The sequence below is a fragment of the Microcoleus sp. CAWBG58 genome (assembly GCF_020883045.1).
Lineage (GTDB): Bacteria > Cyanobacteriota > Cyanobacteriia > Cyanobacteriales > Microcoleaceae > Microcoleus.
The window spans coordinates 1-18,404 of record NZ_JAHRFA010000084.1; the positions used below are offsets into that span (position 1 = coordinate 1).

The window sequence follows — 18,404 nt, forward strand, 5'->3', positions numbered from 1 at the left end:
ATATCTCGCTACTTTTGAGCTTGGGAGATTCTAATAATAATTTTTTGTACGGCACTATACTTGATTTACTTTTTTATACATCATACCTAGTGTACCACTTGTTCGACCTTAAGTAAACCGTATTGGCTTTTAGCGCTCTTTCATCACTCTAAGAAAGGAAAAATCTGACCATAATTTGATAATGCTAATGTGGTATGGCTTTGTGGAACGATTTTCTAACACCTTGCTGGCGTTAGGAGCATTTGGGAAGAGATCCTTTGCTGTCGTGTCTTCGAGAATTTACTCTCATGAAAGTGACGAAAGAGCGTTAGAGCATTATCAAATTTTTGAAAATTCGGAATCGACCATGTTTCTGTCAAGTTCAATCCGCGCAATCATTGACTGTGTTGTCCCAATGCGATCGCGCTTTATTTCTTATTTGTCGCTCATCACGATCGAATCACGTTGACGAAAAACTTCATATCCAGCAGCCATGAATATTCATACTGACGTACCGTTTCGATTCGAGTCCGAATGCTTCTTGTGGGTCGTAGAAAACGTTTATAGTTCCAAGGAGTGCGATCGGCTGATTTCTCTGATTGAAGCATCTGCACCGGCGATCGCAACAAATAATCCGATGTTCCGCGACCAGGATCGCGTCATCAGGGATGACCCAGAAATTTCCGCAGATTTGTTTCGGAGGCTGCGTTCCCACATTCCCGATCGCATGGGTAACTTTGTGTTAGTGGGCTTGAACGAACGTCTGAGGATGTATCGCTATCGATCGGGTCAGCGATTTGCACCTCACATGGATCATTGGTATTGTCCCAGTGATTCTCAGGTGACTCTTCACAGCGTTCTCGTGTACCTGAACGCCGATTTCGAGGGGGGAGAAACTCGCTTCACGGAACAACTCGAACATACCGTAGTCCCCAAAACTGGTATGACTGCGATCTTCCAGCACAAACTCACGCACGAAGGATGTACAGTCAGAACTGGTACGAAGTATGCGATGCGTACCGACGTTATCTATGAAAGATTAGCGCTCTTTTGTCACTCCAGAAAAATAAAAATTGCAGCCAACTGATGAAACTTATACTCAATGGGCAATCTGGCGATCGCAAACTGATAGGAACCCATACCTCAAGCTCAAAAGGGGAAAGTCTCTCGGTGTAAAAGTTCCAGGTTTTTATATGACGAGAGTGACGAAAGAGCGTTAGAAGGGAATTCCTGAATATTTTGCAAGCTTATTTTTAGGCGATCGCAAATCCGGTATGCTTGCGTACTTCCGGCGAATGAAACGCCAAAACAATGCAATTTTCAGGAACCCCACCCTCCAGTAATTCATCAGTAATGCCGTCTTCCATACCATCATAATGAATCCAAAGTTTACCGTTGCGAATTTCAACGTGAATGAGGCAGTAATGCAGTCGCCTGTGCCCCTCCCAGCCTTCAGTCATTAATAAAAACTCATTTCGGTCTTCGCTAACAATGACTTTGTTATTAATCTCGGCGTATGTGTAGCAATACTTCGGACAGTTTTAGATCTAATCGAGTATCTCAAACCCTTGATGGCTATAGGGATGAGTATTTTTTCAATCTTTAAGTCTAGCCCGGAGTTTCAAAAAAACATTAAAAATGCCAGGGCTTACGCTGTAACGCTTACAGAGTCGTTAAAAAAATGTCCGAAGTATTGTGTAGGGTAGGCTAGCATAATACGACAAGATTTTAACAATTAATTCGCGGTACTCGTCTAGTTTATCCATCTGGTAACAACCTCCTGAATAGGATCGATAACCATCAAACCTTCTCCTGAACATTCTCACCCAACAAACCGCCGGGCCGAAAAGCCAAAATCACCACCAAAACCCCAAACACCCAAGCATTAGTCCAGCGACTCGACAAATACTGATCGCTCAAAGACGACAGCACCCCAATCAAAACCCCTCCTAACATCGCCCCTACAATATTGCCAATCCCCCCCAAAACAGCGGCAGTAAAAGCCCTCAAGCCCGCCGTAAAACCCATCGTAAAAACAATAGTATTGTTGTAGAGACCAACCAAAATTCCTGCCGAACCAGCCAAAGCGCCGCCAATCAAAAAAGTCAGAGCAATAATCTGATCGACATTAATTCCCATAATCTTAGCAGCATCGCGGCTTTGAGCAGTAGCCCGCATCGCCTTTCCCAGACGAGTGTACTGCACGAACACATGAAGCAAAACCATTAATACCAGAGCCACCACCAACACAATTAAATCTTTTGTAGTAAATACAATACTCGTTTCAATTCCCATAGCTTTGAGAATATCAACGCGCGGCAACAAATCGGGAAAACTTTTCGGTGCGGCCGAATTAGAACCCATCACCGGAAAAAAAGCTTTCAAACCTCCCCAAAATAATCCCAAATTTTGGAAAATAAACGAAACCCCGATCGCGGAAATTAACGGGGCCAAACGCGGAGCATTTCGCAAAGGACGATAAGCATACTTTTCGACGACAATATTCAGCCCCGCACAAAACGCCGAACATACAATTAAAGCGACTAACATCACGGGTATTGCAGTACCTAAAGATGCGCCGTCTTGAATCCCAAAAGCTCCAAACACAGTCAGCGAAGCAAAAGCGCCCAACATATACAAATCGCCGTGAGCAAAATTGATCAGCTCAATAATGCCGTAAACCATCGTGTAACCCAAAGCAATAATTGCAATCAGCGCGCCGTTGACTAAACCCACTAACAACTGTTGAATCAGCACTTCTGGGCTGCGGACTATTTCGCCAATAATTTTCGGTAAGTCAAATCCGGCGATCGGCCCTAACAACAAAACTATATACGCTACACCTATATATAAGAGAATACTTTTCCAGTTTTTCATAATTTTCGGTAATTAGTAATCGGTAATCGGGAATTGGGGAGCGAGGCAGAAACCGGGTTTTTTCCGAAACAACTCGCTCGAAACCTTAAATCCAGTAAAAACCCGGTTTCTTTAGTATGAATACGTCCTAGACTGCGATCGGTAATCGATAAACGAACAGTCAACTGACAACAGTCAACTGACTAATTATTCAGTCTTTAGGGGACTCACAAATTCCCACTTACCAGCTTTAACAACATTTCCTGACATTGTAGTCAAGCTAGTGTCACCATTAGCATCAAAACTCCAAGTGCCAAGTACGCCGTTAAAATCTTTAGTTGCCAAGACAGCATCGCGGATCGCCGCGCGGTCATTTTTACAGACCTTATTAATTGCGCCGATAATCACCTTAGCAGATTCATAAGCATAAGCTGCATAAGCTTCCGGTTCAGCATTAAATTTTGCCTTGTAGCTTTCATACCACTTCGCACCCACGCCAGTCAATTCTTTAGGAGGCAAACCACCAAAAGTAGCATAAACTCCTTCAGCATCTTTGCCACCAGCATCAATTAAAGCTTGCTCTTTAATGCCGTCTGGACCCATGATTTTAACTAATTCAGCAGTCATTCCGACATTTCTGATGTCTTTAATTATTTGTCCGGCATTGCTTTGGGTAGTGCCACCAAAGTAAATCATGTCAGGATTTAAAGCTTTGATCTTATTCATTAAAGCTTTGTAATCGCTGGCTTTGATATCAATTCCCTCACGGCCGAGGACTTCAATTCCCGCAGTTTTAGCAGTTGCTTCAAAAACGTCAGCAATGCCTTTGCCGTATAGTTCTTGATCGTCGAGAATGTAGACTTTTTGGACTCCTAAAGATTTCGCCCAATTACTGGCGATCGCACCTTGAAGGTCGTCTGCGGGTACAACGCGGGCGAAATTACGAGTGCCTGCTGGGTAATAAACGTTGGGTTCTTTCGGCTCACCTTTTCCTGGTTTTGTCAAGCCCGGATAGGTGGTAGCGGGACTCACCATCGCTATATTGGCTTGGTTGAGCACGGGAATTGAAAGTTTGGCGGCACCGGAGTTGTAATGACCGATCGCACCAACTACCGATCCATCCGCTGCTACTTTGTTAGCATTGGATGTGACTTGGCTGGGATCCCATTTGCCAGCCGCAGCAGTCGCATCATCGAGAATCTCGTATTCGATTTTGATTTTGCCATCGCAGGCTTTAGAGTCGGTTTCGGCAAGGGCTTGTTTGACACCGTTGACCATTGTTTGAGCTTGACCCAAGGCGCTACCTGTCATCGGTAGCATGGAGACAATTTTGACGGTATTTGGGTCTCCGGGGGTAGTGACTGCGACGGGAGTGGCTGCGGGAGTGGTTCCGGGAGTGCTGCCGGGGGCTGTGGCGCTTGGTGTTTGGGGACTCTGACAACTAGCACAAAGAGAGACTATACCTGCGGCTACAAGTATTTTCCGCAATCCTGCGGCGTGCAGATTCAGTGTGGTGTAGGTTTTTGGGGATGTGCCACTCTTGCCCCCTGATTTCTGGGAAAGGTTCATGGGTTGCTTGGTTTGTTGGTTGCGTTTTTGCATATTTTTCACTGTTATCTGTATGTAGTCAAGAGTTAGCACATATTTCACAAATTTGGCTGAGGTACAGTCAACTGTCAATCATCTGGGTCTACTTGGTATCTCTGCTTTCACAATGAAGAAACAGAGCATATCGGTACTCCGATTGCTGGCGGGTAGTTCACACAAACTCTGCTCGCCTGAGAATCTGATATTATTGGCTCTCGTTGGAGGTTTGCTAGCGCATGATTGAGTTGCAGTCAGATTTAGAATATGTGGTGAACGATCGCCTAAAAGTCTCTCTAGATGCGATCGCCCAATTTTGCCAGCGCTGGAACATAGTCGAGTTTGCCCTATTTGGCTCAGTGCTGCGGGATGACTTTCGCCCCGATAGCGATGTAGATGTATTAGTTACTTACGAACCCTCGCACCGCCTCACGCTGTCTCATTTATTGGGAATGCAGGAAGAGATAGAGAATTTATTTCACCGTCGTGTAGATTTAGTGGAAAAAAAGCTGTTAAAAAATCCTTATTTGCGATCGAACATTTTGAAAACGCATCGAGTGATTTATGCAAGCGGGCGATCGGAATAATGATTCACTTTGGGAGATGGCGCAGGCAATTGGTGTTAACTTAACTTAAAACCCAGTCACAAACTGCTGGCTTGACCATTAAAGGCAAGATCCCCCCTTAGCCTGCCCCCTACTCCCCCTTAAAAAAGGGGGGGACAAGAGTCTTATCAAAGTCCCCCGACTATCAGGGGGATTTAGGGAGATCTAGACTTGGCATAAAACCCAGATTTATCAAGATAGCTGACCTAATTTCTGAGTAAGAATCGCCACAGCCGCTTCGTAATCCCTGCCGATGAGGTAAGCAAAATGATAATAGCTGGCAAGATAGAAATCGCAGCCAAACTTCTGATAGCGATCGGCGATCGCCAGAAATCCATAACGGGCATCGCTGGGTTCGGTGAACCAATTGCGATGGTAAGAATCCTGAAGAAACAGGGTGAGTGTCTGTCCGTCGGCACTCGGAATCAATCGAATGGGATGAATGCTAGCATGGTGCGATCGCGCCACTGGTAGCAGCAAGTTGTACCCTTCAAATGTGAGAAATTCTGCCAGATCTTCTTCGGTACTCTCAAAATAGGATTCCTCCGGTAACTTAAGAAAATGGTGCCACGCCATCCAAAATTCGTGTTTGGCGTCCAATCCCGGATCGATATCTAACCGCCACTGTTCGTCTTGACATAAATCGTCGAGCGCATCTTGGGGTAAATCAGCGAGTTTCATAAATTTTTCCCTACTATTTTTTAACCAATTATATCGACTATTTTAATAGGTTTTTATAGAATAAAGAGATATTTTACAAGAGCGATCGCCCGCAAACCAAAGATGCGCGATCGCTATTTGGGAGTGCGAGCCTTTCGTTCGCGAGCGTCCCGATCGCATTCCACTTATTCCTAATTATCTAGCTATTTTAACGGTTAAAACACCAACATCGCTCTTTTGATCGACAAAACGCATTAATTTCTCCTTGACTTAATTAAACAGAAATGGTTTAACAAATAAAATCATACGATCTAACTCCATTTTGTTGTGTTTGAGAAGATCGTGCCCCCATAATCCATTCGTGTTATTATTGGAACAGTCATTTGCAAGGGCTTCTCCGATATTTTCAAAACTCTTTCTAATATCGCTCCTTAACTTCTCTGGTTCAGATAATACTCCAATAACAAATACTCTATTTTCTAAATCATCGGGAATCCGATCCTTTACATACTTAAACCTATTGTCATAATCTTCATCAAAATCAATCATCAAGACCATCATTCTTTGTGGAAGTCTTCGCATTTCAGATACATGATTGTCTTGAAAATTATCCACAACTTTTCCCCAACCATTAGCAATTGGCAAGACTTGAATAGCACGTTCATTAATAACGTTTGAGTTGAGAATGAATCCGGTGGCAATTTGGCGATTAGCATCATCTTCAGGCAACACAAGAACATGGTCTTGATACTTATTCACAGTCATAATTCTATGTCGCCACGAATCAAGGTATCTACAAGATCCCCACTGACAGGTATATCGCCCAGCAACCTAACTAAGGTTGGCTCTAGGTGACTTTTTCGATCGAGTACAAAGGTATTTTCATTTGAAAACTTTCTGATTGCTTCCTCATTATGTGAGGTTGCTACAATCTGACCGCTATCCTTAAATGAACGTCGCAGTGATGTAACAAAATGTCCAACCTCTGACAGGGAAAGATAGTTATCGGGTTCGTCCCAAAAGCAAAAAAGTGGGCCGTAGTATTTGTTAGCAGCTAAGACAACAGCACAAAGAAAAAAGCATTTCTCCCCATCAGATAAGTCTTTAAAGTCAACACTCAGATTGGCATTCTTTGCTTCAAACCTAACAATCATACTTTTAGAGTCTTTCCCGATTTGTTCATTCAGAAAATCCTGAAAGTCAGGCATAACTTCTTGGAGGTGTCTGTAAGCCTGTGTGTAGGCAGCAGGGTAACGACTGAGTAACCCAGAGAACCACTCCCCAAAATTTGAACCGTCTCGTTTTGGCTCCAACGTTTCCCCGTTAGAGTCTCCAGTCATCAGGCTTGGGATCGGGGCTAAAATAATCGTGCGGGCCAGCCAAGTTTTGAAAATACGAAGCGGATCGGTTTCTGATTGTTCCTGAATCACTGGAAGAGCAACGAGATGCCAATCCACCAGAAACTGAGCTTCAAGATTGCGTTGGCTGTGGCTGGTGTAAAGAGTGACTTGGGCTTCCTTGCGAGAGTAAATTGGATTTCCTGAAATTAACAGTTGCTCTTCAAAAACTCGAAGCTCTCTAAAGTTTTCTGGTAATTCCAATGCCAGAATATATTTGTATAATTTATTATCAAGTAATACTTCTATCTCAAATCGAATTGGAACATCAGACCTGCCTCGATTGAAATCTTTCGGATCGATAAGACCCAGATGATTTTTATCAAAGTCACGCATTCTGTTAATGCCTCGACCGATGTGTTGAAGGATTTCCAATACAACACGGATGGTTGATTTACCTGCACCATTTTTCCCAATTAAAAGGGAGGATGGCATCTCTTTGAGAATCAGTTCAAAGTTCTCCAAGCATCTGAAGTTATGTACGTATAGTCTTTGGAGCATAGAAAAACGACTCCGAGAGTGAAAAGTGAAAAAAATGGTCAGTTTAATTAACCAATATACAATATTTGCACTTCAGAGCACCTAAACAGGTTGTGGTAGATGTAGAGGGGAGTCCGCCCGTACTTGCCCCGGATGAAGCGGCGCAAGGGATCGGCTCTACAAGATTATGCAGAAAATATGAGCGGGCGATCGCCATTTCAAGTCTGAGTTAACTCACATTGTCACAACTAGAGTTCACAAATATCCACTGGACTGCGCGATTAAAGATGCCTCGCTTTTTTCCTTGGATCGATCGACACTAAAGTCTTCATAGTACGATCGCTCAGTATTCACATCCCACAAATCGTGCTTTTCCCCAAGCAGATTTCTCACCGCCAGCATCCCCGTCAGCATAGAATGGTCTTGGTTGTTGTATCGGTGCATACCATTTCGCCCGATCGTCTGCAAATTCTCCATCCCAGTCAAAAAACCCTCCAAAACCCGCAAATGTCCGCGATATTCGGCATCGTAAACAGGATAAGCCTTCGGCTGCCTCAGCACCACCCCATCCTTAACATCCGCCAGTTTTGCCAAACCCAACTCAGCCAACTCGCGAGTTGCTAACTCCACAAGTTCAGCATCCGACATTTGCCAAAGTTCCTCGCCTTCATTGCAAAAATACTCCATTCCCAAACAAGTTTTGCTCGCATCGGGAACCAATGCAGCACTCCAATTCTTAAAATTCTGAATCCGTCCGACTTTCACTTCGGGAGAATGAATGTAAATCCAGTTGTCAGGAAACAAACTTGGGCGATCGACAATCAGCGATACAATCAAAAAATCTCGATATTTTAGCGATCGCGCTGCGTGCAACACTGGCTCAGGCGGCTGCGGTTTCATCCGTGCTACCAGCGCCGATATCGGCATACTCGTAATGAAATTATCGGCCGAATATTCAACTAATTCTCCGTTATGCTCAGCAGTAATACTTTTAATTTTATTACCTTCACGCTCAAAGCTAATCACCTTGGTATCGAGATAAACTTTGCCGTCTTTATCTTCCACAGCTTCGGCGAACTTTTCCCACATCATCCCCGGCCCCAAAGCCGGATAGTCAAACTCTTTTATTAACGTTTTAGTATCGTTACTGCCAAACAAAGCATTAATTATCGCTGTTGTCAGCGACAATCCTTTAATCCGTTGCGCCGCCCAATCCGCTTGAATTTCCGAACAGGGAATTCCCCAAACTTTTTCTGTATAAGTCTTAAAAAATGTTTTGTACAAGCGATCGCCAAAACGATTGATTACCCACTGTTCAAAAGTTTCTTCTTTAGGAAGCGGCCATAGTCTAACTCTCAGATAGCTCACAATAATCAGCGCACTCTCAATTATTCCCAAATTAAACAGAGTATTGAAAGCACTAATCGGATAGTTAAAAAATTTACCTCTATAAAAAATTCTAGACAAGCGCGGCACTTTAATAAACTCATTTCCCAGTACCTCTTGCCACAACTGCTGCACCGCTGCAACTTTAGTATAAAATCGGTGGCCGCCAATGTCGAAACGATAGCCTTTGTAGCTTTCGGTGCGGGCCAACCCGCCAACTTTATCCCCTTTTTCGAGTACAACAGGGACGATCCCTTCCTTGACTAGCTCGTAAGCAGCAGTCAAACCCGCAGGCCCAGCACCGACGATCGCCACAGGATAATGTTTCACTCAGCCTACCTCCAGCCTTTTTATACCACTATACAATTATTTATAACTTCTAAAATTAATATATGCACCAGTGAATACCCTGATAAAATATCGATCTGCTGGAAGTTGAAGGACAATTTGCCTTGATTTATTGAGCGGATACTGGCAACCTAACTTTGCCAGTCAACAGCTTTTTTTGGGATAAGTGGCGAGCAGTGCCGATCGCAAATGCCAGTCCGCTGTAAAAATAGAAAAGCCAGTGCCAAGGAATGGTTTTCAGCGCAAATAAGATACCGTGTTTTTGCTGAAAAAATCGATAAAGCTCTGAATTAATTGCTACTAAGGGTATTGCCAGCAACCCAGCCAATAGCAGAAAGTTCAGCGACCAACAGGTCCCCACCACTGCCAGCAGCATGGCATAAGTTAAAACTACACTAATTCGGTTCGATACTTGCAAGTTGAGGTCATTATTCAATTTGCGATCGCGCCAAATCAGTTCAGTCCAAGGCAGCGCTCGGTAAAAAAAGTCAGCTTTCACCATCCCCAGCGCTTCCCAGCGCTTTAAATGCTTGACTTGCAATGTTTTGCACAATCGAATTTTATAACCGGCTTGTTTCAAACGGTAGCCCAGCTCAATATCCTCGATCGAAGCTTGGCGGTAACTCTCATTAAAGCCACCCATCTGCAAAAAAATTTCCCGGCGAATTACTCCGCAAGCGCCCCAAAAAGTCGAAGCTTCTTCATTACCTGTTTGGTGCACGTAGTGGTGGAGCAAGTTCCTGTACTGCGATAAAAAATCGGGATCTCCAGGAGCATCGTCATAGGAACCGATCAAAGCAGCTAAGTAGGGATTATTTTTGAACACCGATTTCGCATAACCCACAGCCTCAGGACAAACAGCGACATCAGCATCCACAAAAAACAGAATATCTCCCTTCGCAGCTTGCGCTCCCAAATTTCTCGCTCGGGCGGGGCCGCCGCATTCGGGAATTCTGATGACTTTGGCGCCGAATTCCTTGGCCAGACGCCAAGAACCGTCGCTTTCGCCATCTGCTACTACAATAATCTCGATCGGCTTCGGTCTAGCTTGAGCCAGTTTTGACAAACAGGTGCGGAAGTAAGCTCCCCCGTTGTGGACTGGGATAATTACGGATACAGTCGGTTCGTTGGTATAAATCATTACCGAGTTTGTTTTGAATTGCATGGAAAACCAATGATTGAATTTCAATGCTCCTACTTTACGAAAAGTAAAATCAGCTCTGCTTTTTTGTTTATAACCCGATTTCTGTTTATCTTCAACTAGATTTTTTACTGACATTGTAGGCTGCATTTATACCCATTCATGCCTGTATTCTAAGCCACATCTGGCTGAGACTCACCTGATGAAGACAACAGCTTTACGAAATCTTTATATATATCATTGTTTTTGTAAACCTTCTAAAAAGCCCCACCAGCCATTGTGTTTCAGAGTATTCCACCGCACAAGAATTTGATTTTTTTCGACCGTGGCAAGTATAAAAGGCAACACATGATATACTGAGACTCTCCGGCGATCGCCAGTTGCCCAGTACAGTTGATTTTATATGCGCGATCGGCGAGTCACTCGTGCACCAAGTCTGTATCCCGACTGCTATGTCAATGCACATTTGATGAGTTTTGGCAATATATTTCAAATGTACGCCTGCCAATTTTCGACGGTGTGCGATCGACCTTAGGTCTTTGTTAAAATACCATTAAATCGGTGCCTGAGAGTCAAAATTTTTACATAAAAAAGTTTTTATATCGCATGAACAACACCAAACACAATTTAAATCAGCCATTAATTTCAGTAATTATACCGGCTTACAATGCTGAGGAATTTATTGCCCAAACACTCGAGTCTGTGCTATCTCAAACTTATCAGAATATAGAAATTTTAGTGGTGGACGACGGCTCTACAGACACAACCGCTGAAATCATCAAATCTTTTGCTCAAAAAGATAGGCGAATCACTTTATTGCAGCAGCAAAATGCAGGTGTAGCCGTCGCTCGCAACCTAGCCTATTTACACTCAAAAGGCGAATATATTGCTCCGATCGACGCTGACGATATTTGGTACCCGCAAAACCTGGAAAAACAAGTTGAATGCCTGACCAAATCGGAATCTTTTGTTGGAGTTGTTTATTCCTGGTCATTGGATATTAACGAAGAAGGTTTGCTGACAGGTGGATTTTACAACTCAACAATCGAAGGATCGGTTCACGATGCCTTAGTTTATAAATATTTTATCGGCAATGCCAGTTCATCTCTAATCCGCCGCGCTTGCTTTGAAAAAGTTGGAGGCTACAACTGCAAATTCAAACTAGAAAACGCTCAAGGTTGCGAAGACTGGGAATTGCACCTCCGCATCGCCCAATACTATCAATTTAAAGTAGTACCGGAGTATTTAGTCGGCTACCGACAAATTGCCAGCAGTATGTCTTGCAACTATGCAGCAATGGCAAAAGGCCATTCGTTAATTATGGCAGATGTCCGGCGGTATCACTCGAAGGTTCCCGAGAAAGTTTACTGCTGGTCTAGCAGTAATTTTTACATTTATCTAGCTGTGAAAAGCAACCGCAACGGCAATTACCGGAGTACGCTGTTGTGGCTGTATCGAGCTTTAAAAGATGATTTTTTGATGGTTATGTTGCGGCATAATTTGTATTTGTTGTCAATAGAAAGTATGTTAAAAATGATGTTGGGAGCGAGAAATGAATCGGGATTGGAATTGAAGCAAACATCGGATTCAAGTGCCGGGACGACAATTGCTGCGATCGAAAAGCGAATGAATATTCACAGAATGTTGCCGTCGCAGGTTTATGAAAGAATGCGGTTGAAGAGTTTAGGAAATCTAGAACTATAGCGGTTCTCGGAAAGATGAGGTACGTTGTTGGGCTTCAGCCCTCTTAGGAATGAGAATTAAATAACTTACAATCTTTATTGTTCTTGTGGGATGGGCGGGAGAGCCGGTCCAGAACAGACGGGCTTTCTCGCCCATCCCACAAACTTGTGTAAATTATTTAATTTGCGATTTTTTGTAAATTATTTAATTTGCGATCTTTAGTTGAACTGATTATATAAGCTGTCAGTCATACCTCATCTTTTTGAGAAAGGCTATAGAATAATATCAATTTTTTATGTAGAGAATGTAGATCAAATTTGTCGGTAATCATGTCTTACTCAAAATCTGTCAAAAAGCACGCTCTCCTCGGAGTCCGGCAGGGGTTTAAACCCCTGCCTCAAGGCGAAATTCGGTTAAAAAACAACTCAAAAACCAGATCGAAATCAGGTTAACTCCAGTCCTCTAAAAGAGGACTTTCGCTATGAGACAGGGGTTGAAAACCCCTGTCGTACTGCGGGAATCGCGGTGAAATTCTCTGACTCACAACAGTTAAATCTGTTCGATCGAGCTATAATCTAAGCGTGAGAAGCTGTAGGAGTTTTAGCTTTCGGCTGCTTACCATCCGGCGAAATAGATTCCCCTTCAATAAACGATCGCAACATCCAAGCCATTTGTTCGTGCTGTTCCATCAAACCAGTCAAAAAGTCTGCGGTTCCATCATCCTTAAACTCTTCACCGCACTGTTCGACGTGCTTGCGGAGATTGCGAATCACCAACTCGTGATCGTCAACCAAACGCGATACCATCTCAGTCGCCAAAGGCAAATCGCCGATATGTTCTTTAATCGAAGCATACTTGAGAAAACCCTCAGCAGTACCAATTGGATAGCCGCCTAAAGCGCGCGTCCGTTCGGCCAAAGCATCGATATTTACAGTTAATGCATTGTAGTGTTCTTCCCACAACTGATGGAGCGATCGAAACTGCGGGCCCACTACATCCCAGTGATACTTTTTGGTTTTGATTAACAGCAGATAAGCATTTGACAGGTCGTGATTTAACAGTTCCACAACGCCGGCACGTTGCTCTTCAGATAGACCTATGTTTAACTTACGCATTGCAACTGCTTCCTTCAACTCTAAGTTTTCACCTATTAGAACAAATTACCTCAGTCAAATACATCACTCTAGAGGACGATCGCACTTTAGTAAAATATCTCCATTTCAGGTTAAAGTAATCGCAATATAGATACCTTTGGATAGATGCAACTTTTTGTTCCAGGCCGTCTTTGCCTGTTTGGCGAACACAGCGATTGGGCAGCGGGTTATCGCCAGCTCAATCCTGCTATAGAAAAAGGCTACACTCTGATTGCCAGTATCGATCGAGGAATTTATGCCGAAGTTAAGCCACATTCCACGCATTTAATTTTTCGCGCTTCTTTGAACGACGGCACCAAAATTGAGGCTGCATTCCGGATGGATAAAACTGCTCTGCTTGCAGAAGCCGAAACAGGCAGTTTTTTTAGTTATGTGGCCGGCGTTGCTGCTCAATTTCTCACACACTACCGCGTCGGAGGACTAGAAATAGACAATTATTTAACGGATTTGCCAATTAAAAAAGGCTTGTCTTCGAGTGCCGCAATTTGCGTGTTAGTAGCCCGCGCATTCAATCGCTTGTACGATTTAAAAATGAATGTGCGCGACGAAATGGAAATGGCTTATTTAGGCGAAATTGCCACACCTTCGCGCTGCGGCCGCATGGATCAGGGTTGCGCTTACGGAAATCGATCGATTATGATGATTTTTGACGGCACGCACATGGATGTTGTTGAGTTAAAAGTACCCAAAGATTTGTTTTTTGTCATAGTAGATTTGGGTGCGAGCAAAAATACTCAAGAAATCCTGGCAAGTCTAAATCAGGCTTATCCGTTTGCTGCGAATGAAGTTCAAGAAAACGTGCAGAAATATCTTGGTTCAATTAGTGCTAAAATTACGCAAGAAGTCGCCTCAGCTTTGCAGCAAGGAGATGCGGTCAAAATCGGCGAGTTGATGAAAGTTGCTCAGAGGCAATTTGACAGGCATTTAATCCCGGCTTGTCGATCGCAATTAACGGCCCCCATCTTGCACGAACTCCTGAACTATCAACCGATTCAGCCTTATATTTTGGGCGGCAAGGGTGTCGGTTCTCAAGGAGACGGCACTGCTCAGTTTATCGTCAAAGACGATGAAAGTCAACAGCAAGTTATCGATATTATTGAACGGGATTTCCCCCAAATGGAATGTCTGAAAATGACTATTCCTTCTCAGAGTTAATCCAAGGAGTGACAACTTAAGTTCAAACCCATCCACAGACTGCTGTTTAACTATTAAATTTAGATCCGAACGAGCCAAGAGGGCGGGCACGCACCATCCACCGCCCCTACAAGGGGGGAACCGGAGTCTTCTCAAAGTCCCCCGACTATCGGGGGGATTTAGGGGGATATAGGCTCGGCATATAAACGAGATTTATCAAGAAGGGTTTTAGTCTTAAGTTGTCACCAATCGAGTTAATCGCAATCTGAAAGATGATTTAATGAAGGAACCGCAGAGGCGCAGAGGGCGCAGAGAAGAGAACCGTATGAGTGAAAATCGGTGCGAGTCTACAGTCAAAAAAGCAGTGATTCCGGCAGCCGGTTTCGGTACTCGGATGTTTCCAGCTACTAAGGCGGTGAAGAAGGAATTCTTGCCAATTATCGATCGCACTGGCCGCGCTAAACCGATAATTTTGGCAATTGTGGAAGAAGCTTTGAGCGCGGGAATCGAGGAAGTTGGTATAGTTGTGCAAAAGGGCGATCGCACTTTTTTTGAAGATTTCTTTAAAACTAAGCCGTCTCCCCAACTTTTCCACAAACTGTCTCAGCAAAATCAGGATTATAGCAAATATTTACAAGAGTTGGGCCAGCGCGTTACAATTCTCACTCAGGATGTCCAGGAAGGGTTCGGCCACGCGGTATTTTGTGCTAAGGAATGGGTGAACAACGAGCCATTTCTCCTGCTTTTGGGCGATCACATTTACTCGTCGCAAACAGAAATTTCTTGTGCGCGCCAACTATTGGATATTTACTCGCAAGTGCAGCACAGCGTCATTGGTTTGAGGGTAACACCATCTGATGTAATTCATCACTACGGCTGTGCGGCGGGAGTTTGGCAGGAACAAGATACTATTTTGTCGGTGACGCAAGTTTACGAAAAGCCGGATATCGAGTATGCGCGGCAGCATTTAAGCGTAGAAGGCTTGGCAGAGGATTTATTCTTATCAATGTTTGGGATGTATGTCCTCGATCCTATAATCTTTGATTGTTTGGCAGAACATATTAATGCCAATTTTCGAGAAAGAGGCGAATTTCAGTTAACGTCGTGTTTGGATAAGTTGCGGGAGTTCGAGGGAATGGCTGGTTATGTGGTGCAAGGGCGGTGTTTTGACACGGGATTGCCGGATGTTTACCGGCAGACTCTGATTGATTTTCCCATATCTCGGGGGGCGATCGGCTAATCAGCTTTCCAATTAGAGTTTTTGTCAGCATTCGCCTTTAGGTACGTTGTTGCGCTTCAGCGCTCTTTCAATATATATATAAGAGCGCTGAAGCGCAACAACGTACCTTGATAGCTGCCTCATCAGCTAAATCCTTCTATTTTCCGTTGTTAACCGCCCCAAAATCGCGACGATTGTAACAAAATATTACAAGATGACGCTAAAGCAGCATAGAGGCTTGACAGCAAAGAATTAAGTGGCTAATCTAATATACATACCCGGGTAAGTCAATTCACTGATATGCAAGAAAAGCAAAAAGTTACACTGTATCTTCCACCTGAACTGCATCGCCAGCTCAAAATCAAAGCCGCAGTTGAAACAGAACCGATGTCATCAATTGCAGAAAGGGCAATTGTCTTCTACCTAGGAAACCCCGAACTGGTTGACGAAGTAGAAGCCTCCTACGGACAAACCCACCGGGTGTACACTTGTCCAGAATGCACGGGTTCTGTAGTAATGCGAGATGGAGAACTGGCATCGGTAACAAGTCAGCCGAGTGTATTGGCTGAGCAGGAGCTTCCAGTCAAGCAAGTGTCCGGCGTCAGTGCCAGCACAGCCCAACCGGGAGAGGAAGAATTGGTTCCCTGCTAAGAATGCCTTGCTTGCTCAAAAAGCCATAACTGGAAATCTCATTCAGTAATGCGCTAATGGCAGCATTGAGATTCAGCAAAGATAGCACCGTCTCTAGTGGGTCGAGGAATATGCAAGAAGAGATCAGTATACTAATCCAAGCTCAATATCCTCTGATCTACCTCGTGACATCCGAGGAAGAGCGGTGTGAGCAAGCAATTTCCGCAATAGCTCAAGCTAAGCCGCAGCGCCGAGTCTTTGTCTGGACTGTAACCCAGGGCATGATAGAGTACGGTCAACCTCGTGCAAACACTCAGCAAAGCACCCTCTCGCCGCAGGCAGCTATTGAATGGGCGATTAGGCAGCGCGAACCGAACAGCAACGCTACTATCTATGTATTCAAAGACCTGCATCCTTTTAAAGATGATGCAACCGTAACAAGGTTGTTGCGTGATGCGATCGCCAACTTCAAAGGAACACAAAAGACAATTATCCTGATGTCTCCTTTGCAGCAAATCCCGATCGAGCTAGAAAAGGAAGTCGTGGTATTAGACTTCGCGCTCCCAGACATGAAGGAACTAAACCAAGTATTGTCTAGCCAGTTGGAGCAAACGAAATCGCGACGCATTACCACAGAAGCGCGAGAAAAACTTTTAAAAGCAGCCTTGGGATTGACTAAGGATGAAGCTGAAAAAGTTTATCGCAAAGCCCAAGTTTCCACGGGGCGCTTAACCGAAGAAGAAGTAGACATAGTTCTGTCGGAGAAAAAGCAATTAATTCGGCGCAACGGCATTCTAGAGTTTGTAGAAGAAGACGAAACCCTGGATGCAGTCGGGGGTTTAGAAGAACTCAAACGGTGGCTCAAGCAGCGTTCCAACGCCTTTACAGAAAGGGCGAGAGAATACGGCTTGCCCCAACCCAAAGGAATGCTAATTCTCGGCGTACCCGGATGCGGAAAATCGCTGATTGCCAAGACTACCTCGCGCCTGTGGGGACTGCCCCTGCTCAGGCTAGATATGGGTAGAGTCTACGACGGCTCAATGGTAGGTCGCAGCGAAGCCAACCTCCGCAACGCCCTCAAAACCGCAGAATCCATCTCCCCAGCCATCCTCTTCATCGACGAACTAGACAAAGCCTTTGCAGGAGGCACTGGTTCGGCCGACTCAGACGGAGGAACCTCCAGCCGAATTTTCGGTTCATTCCTCACTTGGATGCAAGAAAAAACTTCCCCAGTCTTCGTAATGGCAACAGCAAACCGAATCGAGCGGTTGCCGGGGGAATTCTTGAGGAAAGGGCGATTCGACGAGCTATTCTTTGTTGACCTGCCAACGAAAGAAGAACGCCAAGATATATTCAAAATTCACCTGTCAAAACGGCGTCGGGAAATTTCTCGCTTCGATTTAGAGCAACTTTCCAATGTTTCCGACGGCTTTTCAGGAGCAGAAATTGAGCAAGGGCTAGTAGCAGCCATGTACGAGGCCTTCGCTCAAGATAGAGAGTTTACGCAGTTAGATATCATCGCGGCCATTAAATCTACATTGCCACTGTCTAAAACCATGACCGAACAGGTCAGCGCCCTGAGAGATTGGGCGAGACAGCGCGCACGGCCCGCTGCGTCTTCCGTCGCTGAATACCAGCGAATGGAATTCTAAAAGCTTTCTCCTGGTCCAAACAGGAGCAAAGGCTAGCAACAGCTAGCAGTTCGATTGAAGAGCCGCCCAGCGGCACCGTTAAATCCAGACCGTTGTTGTTTCTCTCTCAGTTTTATTAGGAGGAAATCCAATGTCTCACTTTAGCACTCTGCGTACCAAAATCACTGATGCCGAAATCCTGAAAGCTTCCCTACGTGACTTGGGCATTTCAGTCAAGTCAGAAGCTGATGTTCGTGGCTATAATGGTCAGCGCGTTCGCTCCGACATCGTGGCGACTCTGGAAGGCGAATACGACCTGGGTTGGTCTCGCAATAGCGACGGTTCCTTCGATCTGATTGCAGACCTCTGGGGCGTTGCCAAAAAGCACAATCAAACTGAGTTAATTAACTCCATCAACCAGAAGTACGCAGTTAACAAGACCTTGGCAGCAGTCAAGCAGCGCGGTTTGCAAAACGCCAACGTCAAGTTGGTAGTGCAAAATTAATAACTCTGCGTG

General features: G+C 44.6%; 16 protein-coding genes and 1 pseudogene. 8 read left to right on the forward strand and 9 right to left on the reverse strand.

Annotated elements, in window-relative coordinates:
• Positions 1-472: 472 nt before the first annotated feature.
• The gene (locus tag QZ918_RS27115) at positions 473-1,066 is read left to right on the forward strand and encodes a prolyl hydroxylase family protein (protein ID WP_293340661.1); all 594 of its coding nucleotides are present in this window, start codon (positions 473-475) and stop codon (positions 1,064-1,066) included.
• A gap of 166 nt (positions 1,067-1,232) precedes the next feature.
• Here QZ918_RS27115 and QZ918_RS27120 read toward each other — a convergent pair.
• From QZ918_RS27120 to QZ918_RS27130, 3 genes and pseudogenes are all read right to left on the reverse strand, one after another.
• Positions 1,233-1,490, reverse strand: a pseudogene (locus QZ918_RS27120) (XisI protein); the annotation flags it as partial.
• A gap of 289 nt (positions 1,491-1,779) precedes the next feature.
• Positions 1,780-2,856, reverse strand: a complete 1,077-nt coding sequence (locus QZ918_RS27125) for a branched-chain amino acid ABC transporter permease (RefSeq protein ID WP_293340663.1) — start codon at positions 2,854-2,856, stop codon at positions 1,780-1,782.
• A gap of 186 nt (positions 2,857-3,042) precedes the next feature.
• Entirely contained in the window at positions 3,043-4,437 is a 1,395-nt protein-coding gene (locus QZ918_RS27130; protein ID WP_293340665.1) for a branched-chain amino acid ABC transporter substrate-binding protein, read from the reverse strand.
• A gap of 221 nt (positions 4,438-4,658) precedes the next feature.
• On the opposite strand from QZ918_RS27130, the gene QZ918_RS27135 reads away from it, so the two are divergent.
• Positions 4,659-5,006 (forward strand): nucleotidyltransferase family protein, encoded by a 348-nt coding sequence (locus QZ918_RS27135; RefSeq protein WP_293153246.1) that lies wholly within the window; start codon positions 4,659-4,661, stop codon positions 5,004-5,006.
• A gap of 210 nt (positions 5,007-5,216) precedes the next feature.
• On the opposite strand, the gene QZ918_RS27140 is transcribed toward QZ918_RS27135, so the two are convergent.
• The 5 genes from QZ918_RS27140 to QZ918_RS27160 all read right to left on the reverse strand — a co-directional run bounded on the left by QZ918_RS27140 (position 5,217) and on the right by QZ918_RS27160 (position 10,436).
• A complete protein-coding gene (locus QZ918_RS27140; protein ID WP_293340667.1) occupies positions 5,217-5,705 on the reverse strand; it encodes a hypothetical protein in 489 nt (162 codons plus the stop codon).
• Positions 5,706-5,954: 249 nt separating this feature from the next.
• Positions 5,955-6,443 carry a hypothetical protein gene (locus tag QZ918_RS27145; RefSeq protein ID WP_293340669.1) on the reverse strand — a complete coding sequence of 163 codons (489 nt, stop codon included), beginning with the start codon at positions 6,441-6,443 and terminating at the stop codon, positions 5,955-5,957.
• A 2-nt stretch (positions 6,444-6,445) separates the two neighbouring features.
• Positions 6,446-7,582 (reverse strand): AAA family ATPase, encoded by a 1,137-nt coding sequence (locus QZ918_RS27150; RefSeq protein ID WP_293153240.1) that lies wholly within the window; start codon positions 7,580-7,582, stop codon positions 6,446-6,448.
• A gap of 234 nt (positions 7,583-7,816) precedes the next feature.
• Positions 7,817-9,277 carry an NAD(P)/FAD-dependent oxidoreductase gene (locus QZ918_RS27155; protein WP_293340671.1) on the reverse strand — a complete coding sequence of 487 codons (1,461 nt, stop codon included), beginning with the start codon at positions 9,275-9,277 and terminating at the stop codon, positions 7,817-7,819.
• Positions 9,278-9,404: 127 nt separating this feature from the next.
• Positions 9,405-10,436 carry a glycosyltransferase family 2 protein gene (locus QZ918_RS27160; RefSeq protein WP_293153333.1) on the reverse strand — a complete coding sequence of 344 codons (1,032 nt, stop codon included), beginning with the start codon at positions 10,434-10,436 and terminating at the stop codon, positions 9,405-9,407.
• 606 nt (positions 10,437-11,042) lie between these two features.
• Between QZ918_RS27160 and QZ918_RS27165 the strand changes: the two genes are divergently transcribed.
• Positions 11,043-12,140 carry a glycosyltransferase family 2 protein gene (locus QZ918_RS27165; RefSeq protein WP_293340673.1) on the forward strand — a complete coding sequence of 366 codons (1,098 nt, stop codon included), beginning with the start codon at positions 11,043-11,045 and terminating at the stop codon, positions 12,138-12,140.
• A 554-nt stretch (positions 12,141-12,694) separates the two neighbouring features.
• Here QZ918_RS27165 and QZ918_RS27170 read toward each other — a convergent pair.
• Positions 12,695-13,234, reverse strand: coding sequence for a Dps family protein (locus tag QZ918_RS27170; protein ID WP_293340675.1), 540 nt, complete (start codon positions 13,232-13,234; stop codon positions 12,695-12,697).
• Between the two features lie 144 nt (positions 13,235-13,378).
• On the opposite strand from QZ918_RS27170, the gene QZ918_RS27175 reads away from it, so the two are divergent.
• The 5 genes from QZ918_RS27175 to QZ918_RS27195 all read left to right on the forward strand — a co-directional run bounded on the left by QZ918_RS27175 (position 13,379) and on the right by QZ918_RS27195 (position 18,392).
• Positions 13,379-14,428, forward strand: coding sequence for a mevalonate kinase family protein (locus tag QZ918_RS27175; RefSeq protein WP_293340678.1), 1,050 nt, complete (start codon positions 13,379-13,381; stop codon positions 14,426-14,428).
• Between the two features lie 304 nt (positions 14,429-14,732).
• On the forward strand, positions 14,733-15,647 hold the full coding sequence (locus tag QZ918_RS27180) for a sugar phosphate nucleotidyltransferase (protein ID WP_293340681.1): 915 nt from the start codon (positions 14,733-14,735) through the stop codon (positions 15,645-15,647).
• 279 nt (positions 15,648-15,926) lie between these two features.
• Entirely contained in the window at positions 15,927-16,277 is a 351-nt protein-coding gene (locus tag QZ918_RS27185; RefSeq protein WP_193974745.1) for a slr0373 family blue light stress response protein, read from the forward strand.
• A 110-nt stretch (positions 16,278-16,387) separates the two neighbouring features.
• Positions 16,388-17,908 carry a stress-responsive protein Ycf46 gene (ycf46, locus tag QZ918_RS27190; RefSeq protein ID WP_293340684.1) on the forward strand — a complete coding sequence of 507 codons (1,521 nt, stop codon included), beginning with the start codon at positions 16,388-16,390 and terminating at the stop codon, positions 17,906-17,908.
• 130 nt (positions 17,909-18,038) lie between these two features.
• Positions 18,039-18,392 (forward strand): DUF1257 domain-containing protein, encoded by a 354-nt coding sequence (locus tag QZ918_RS27195; protein ID WP_096832348.1) that lies wholly within the window; start codon positions 18,039-18,041, stop codon positions 18,390-18,392.
• Positions 18,393-18,404: the final 12 nt, after the last annotated feature.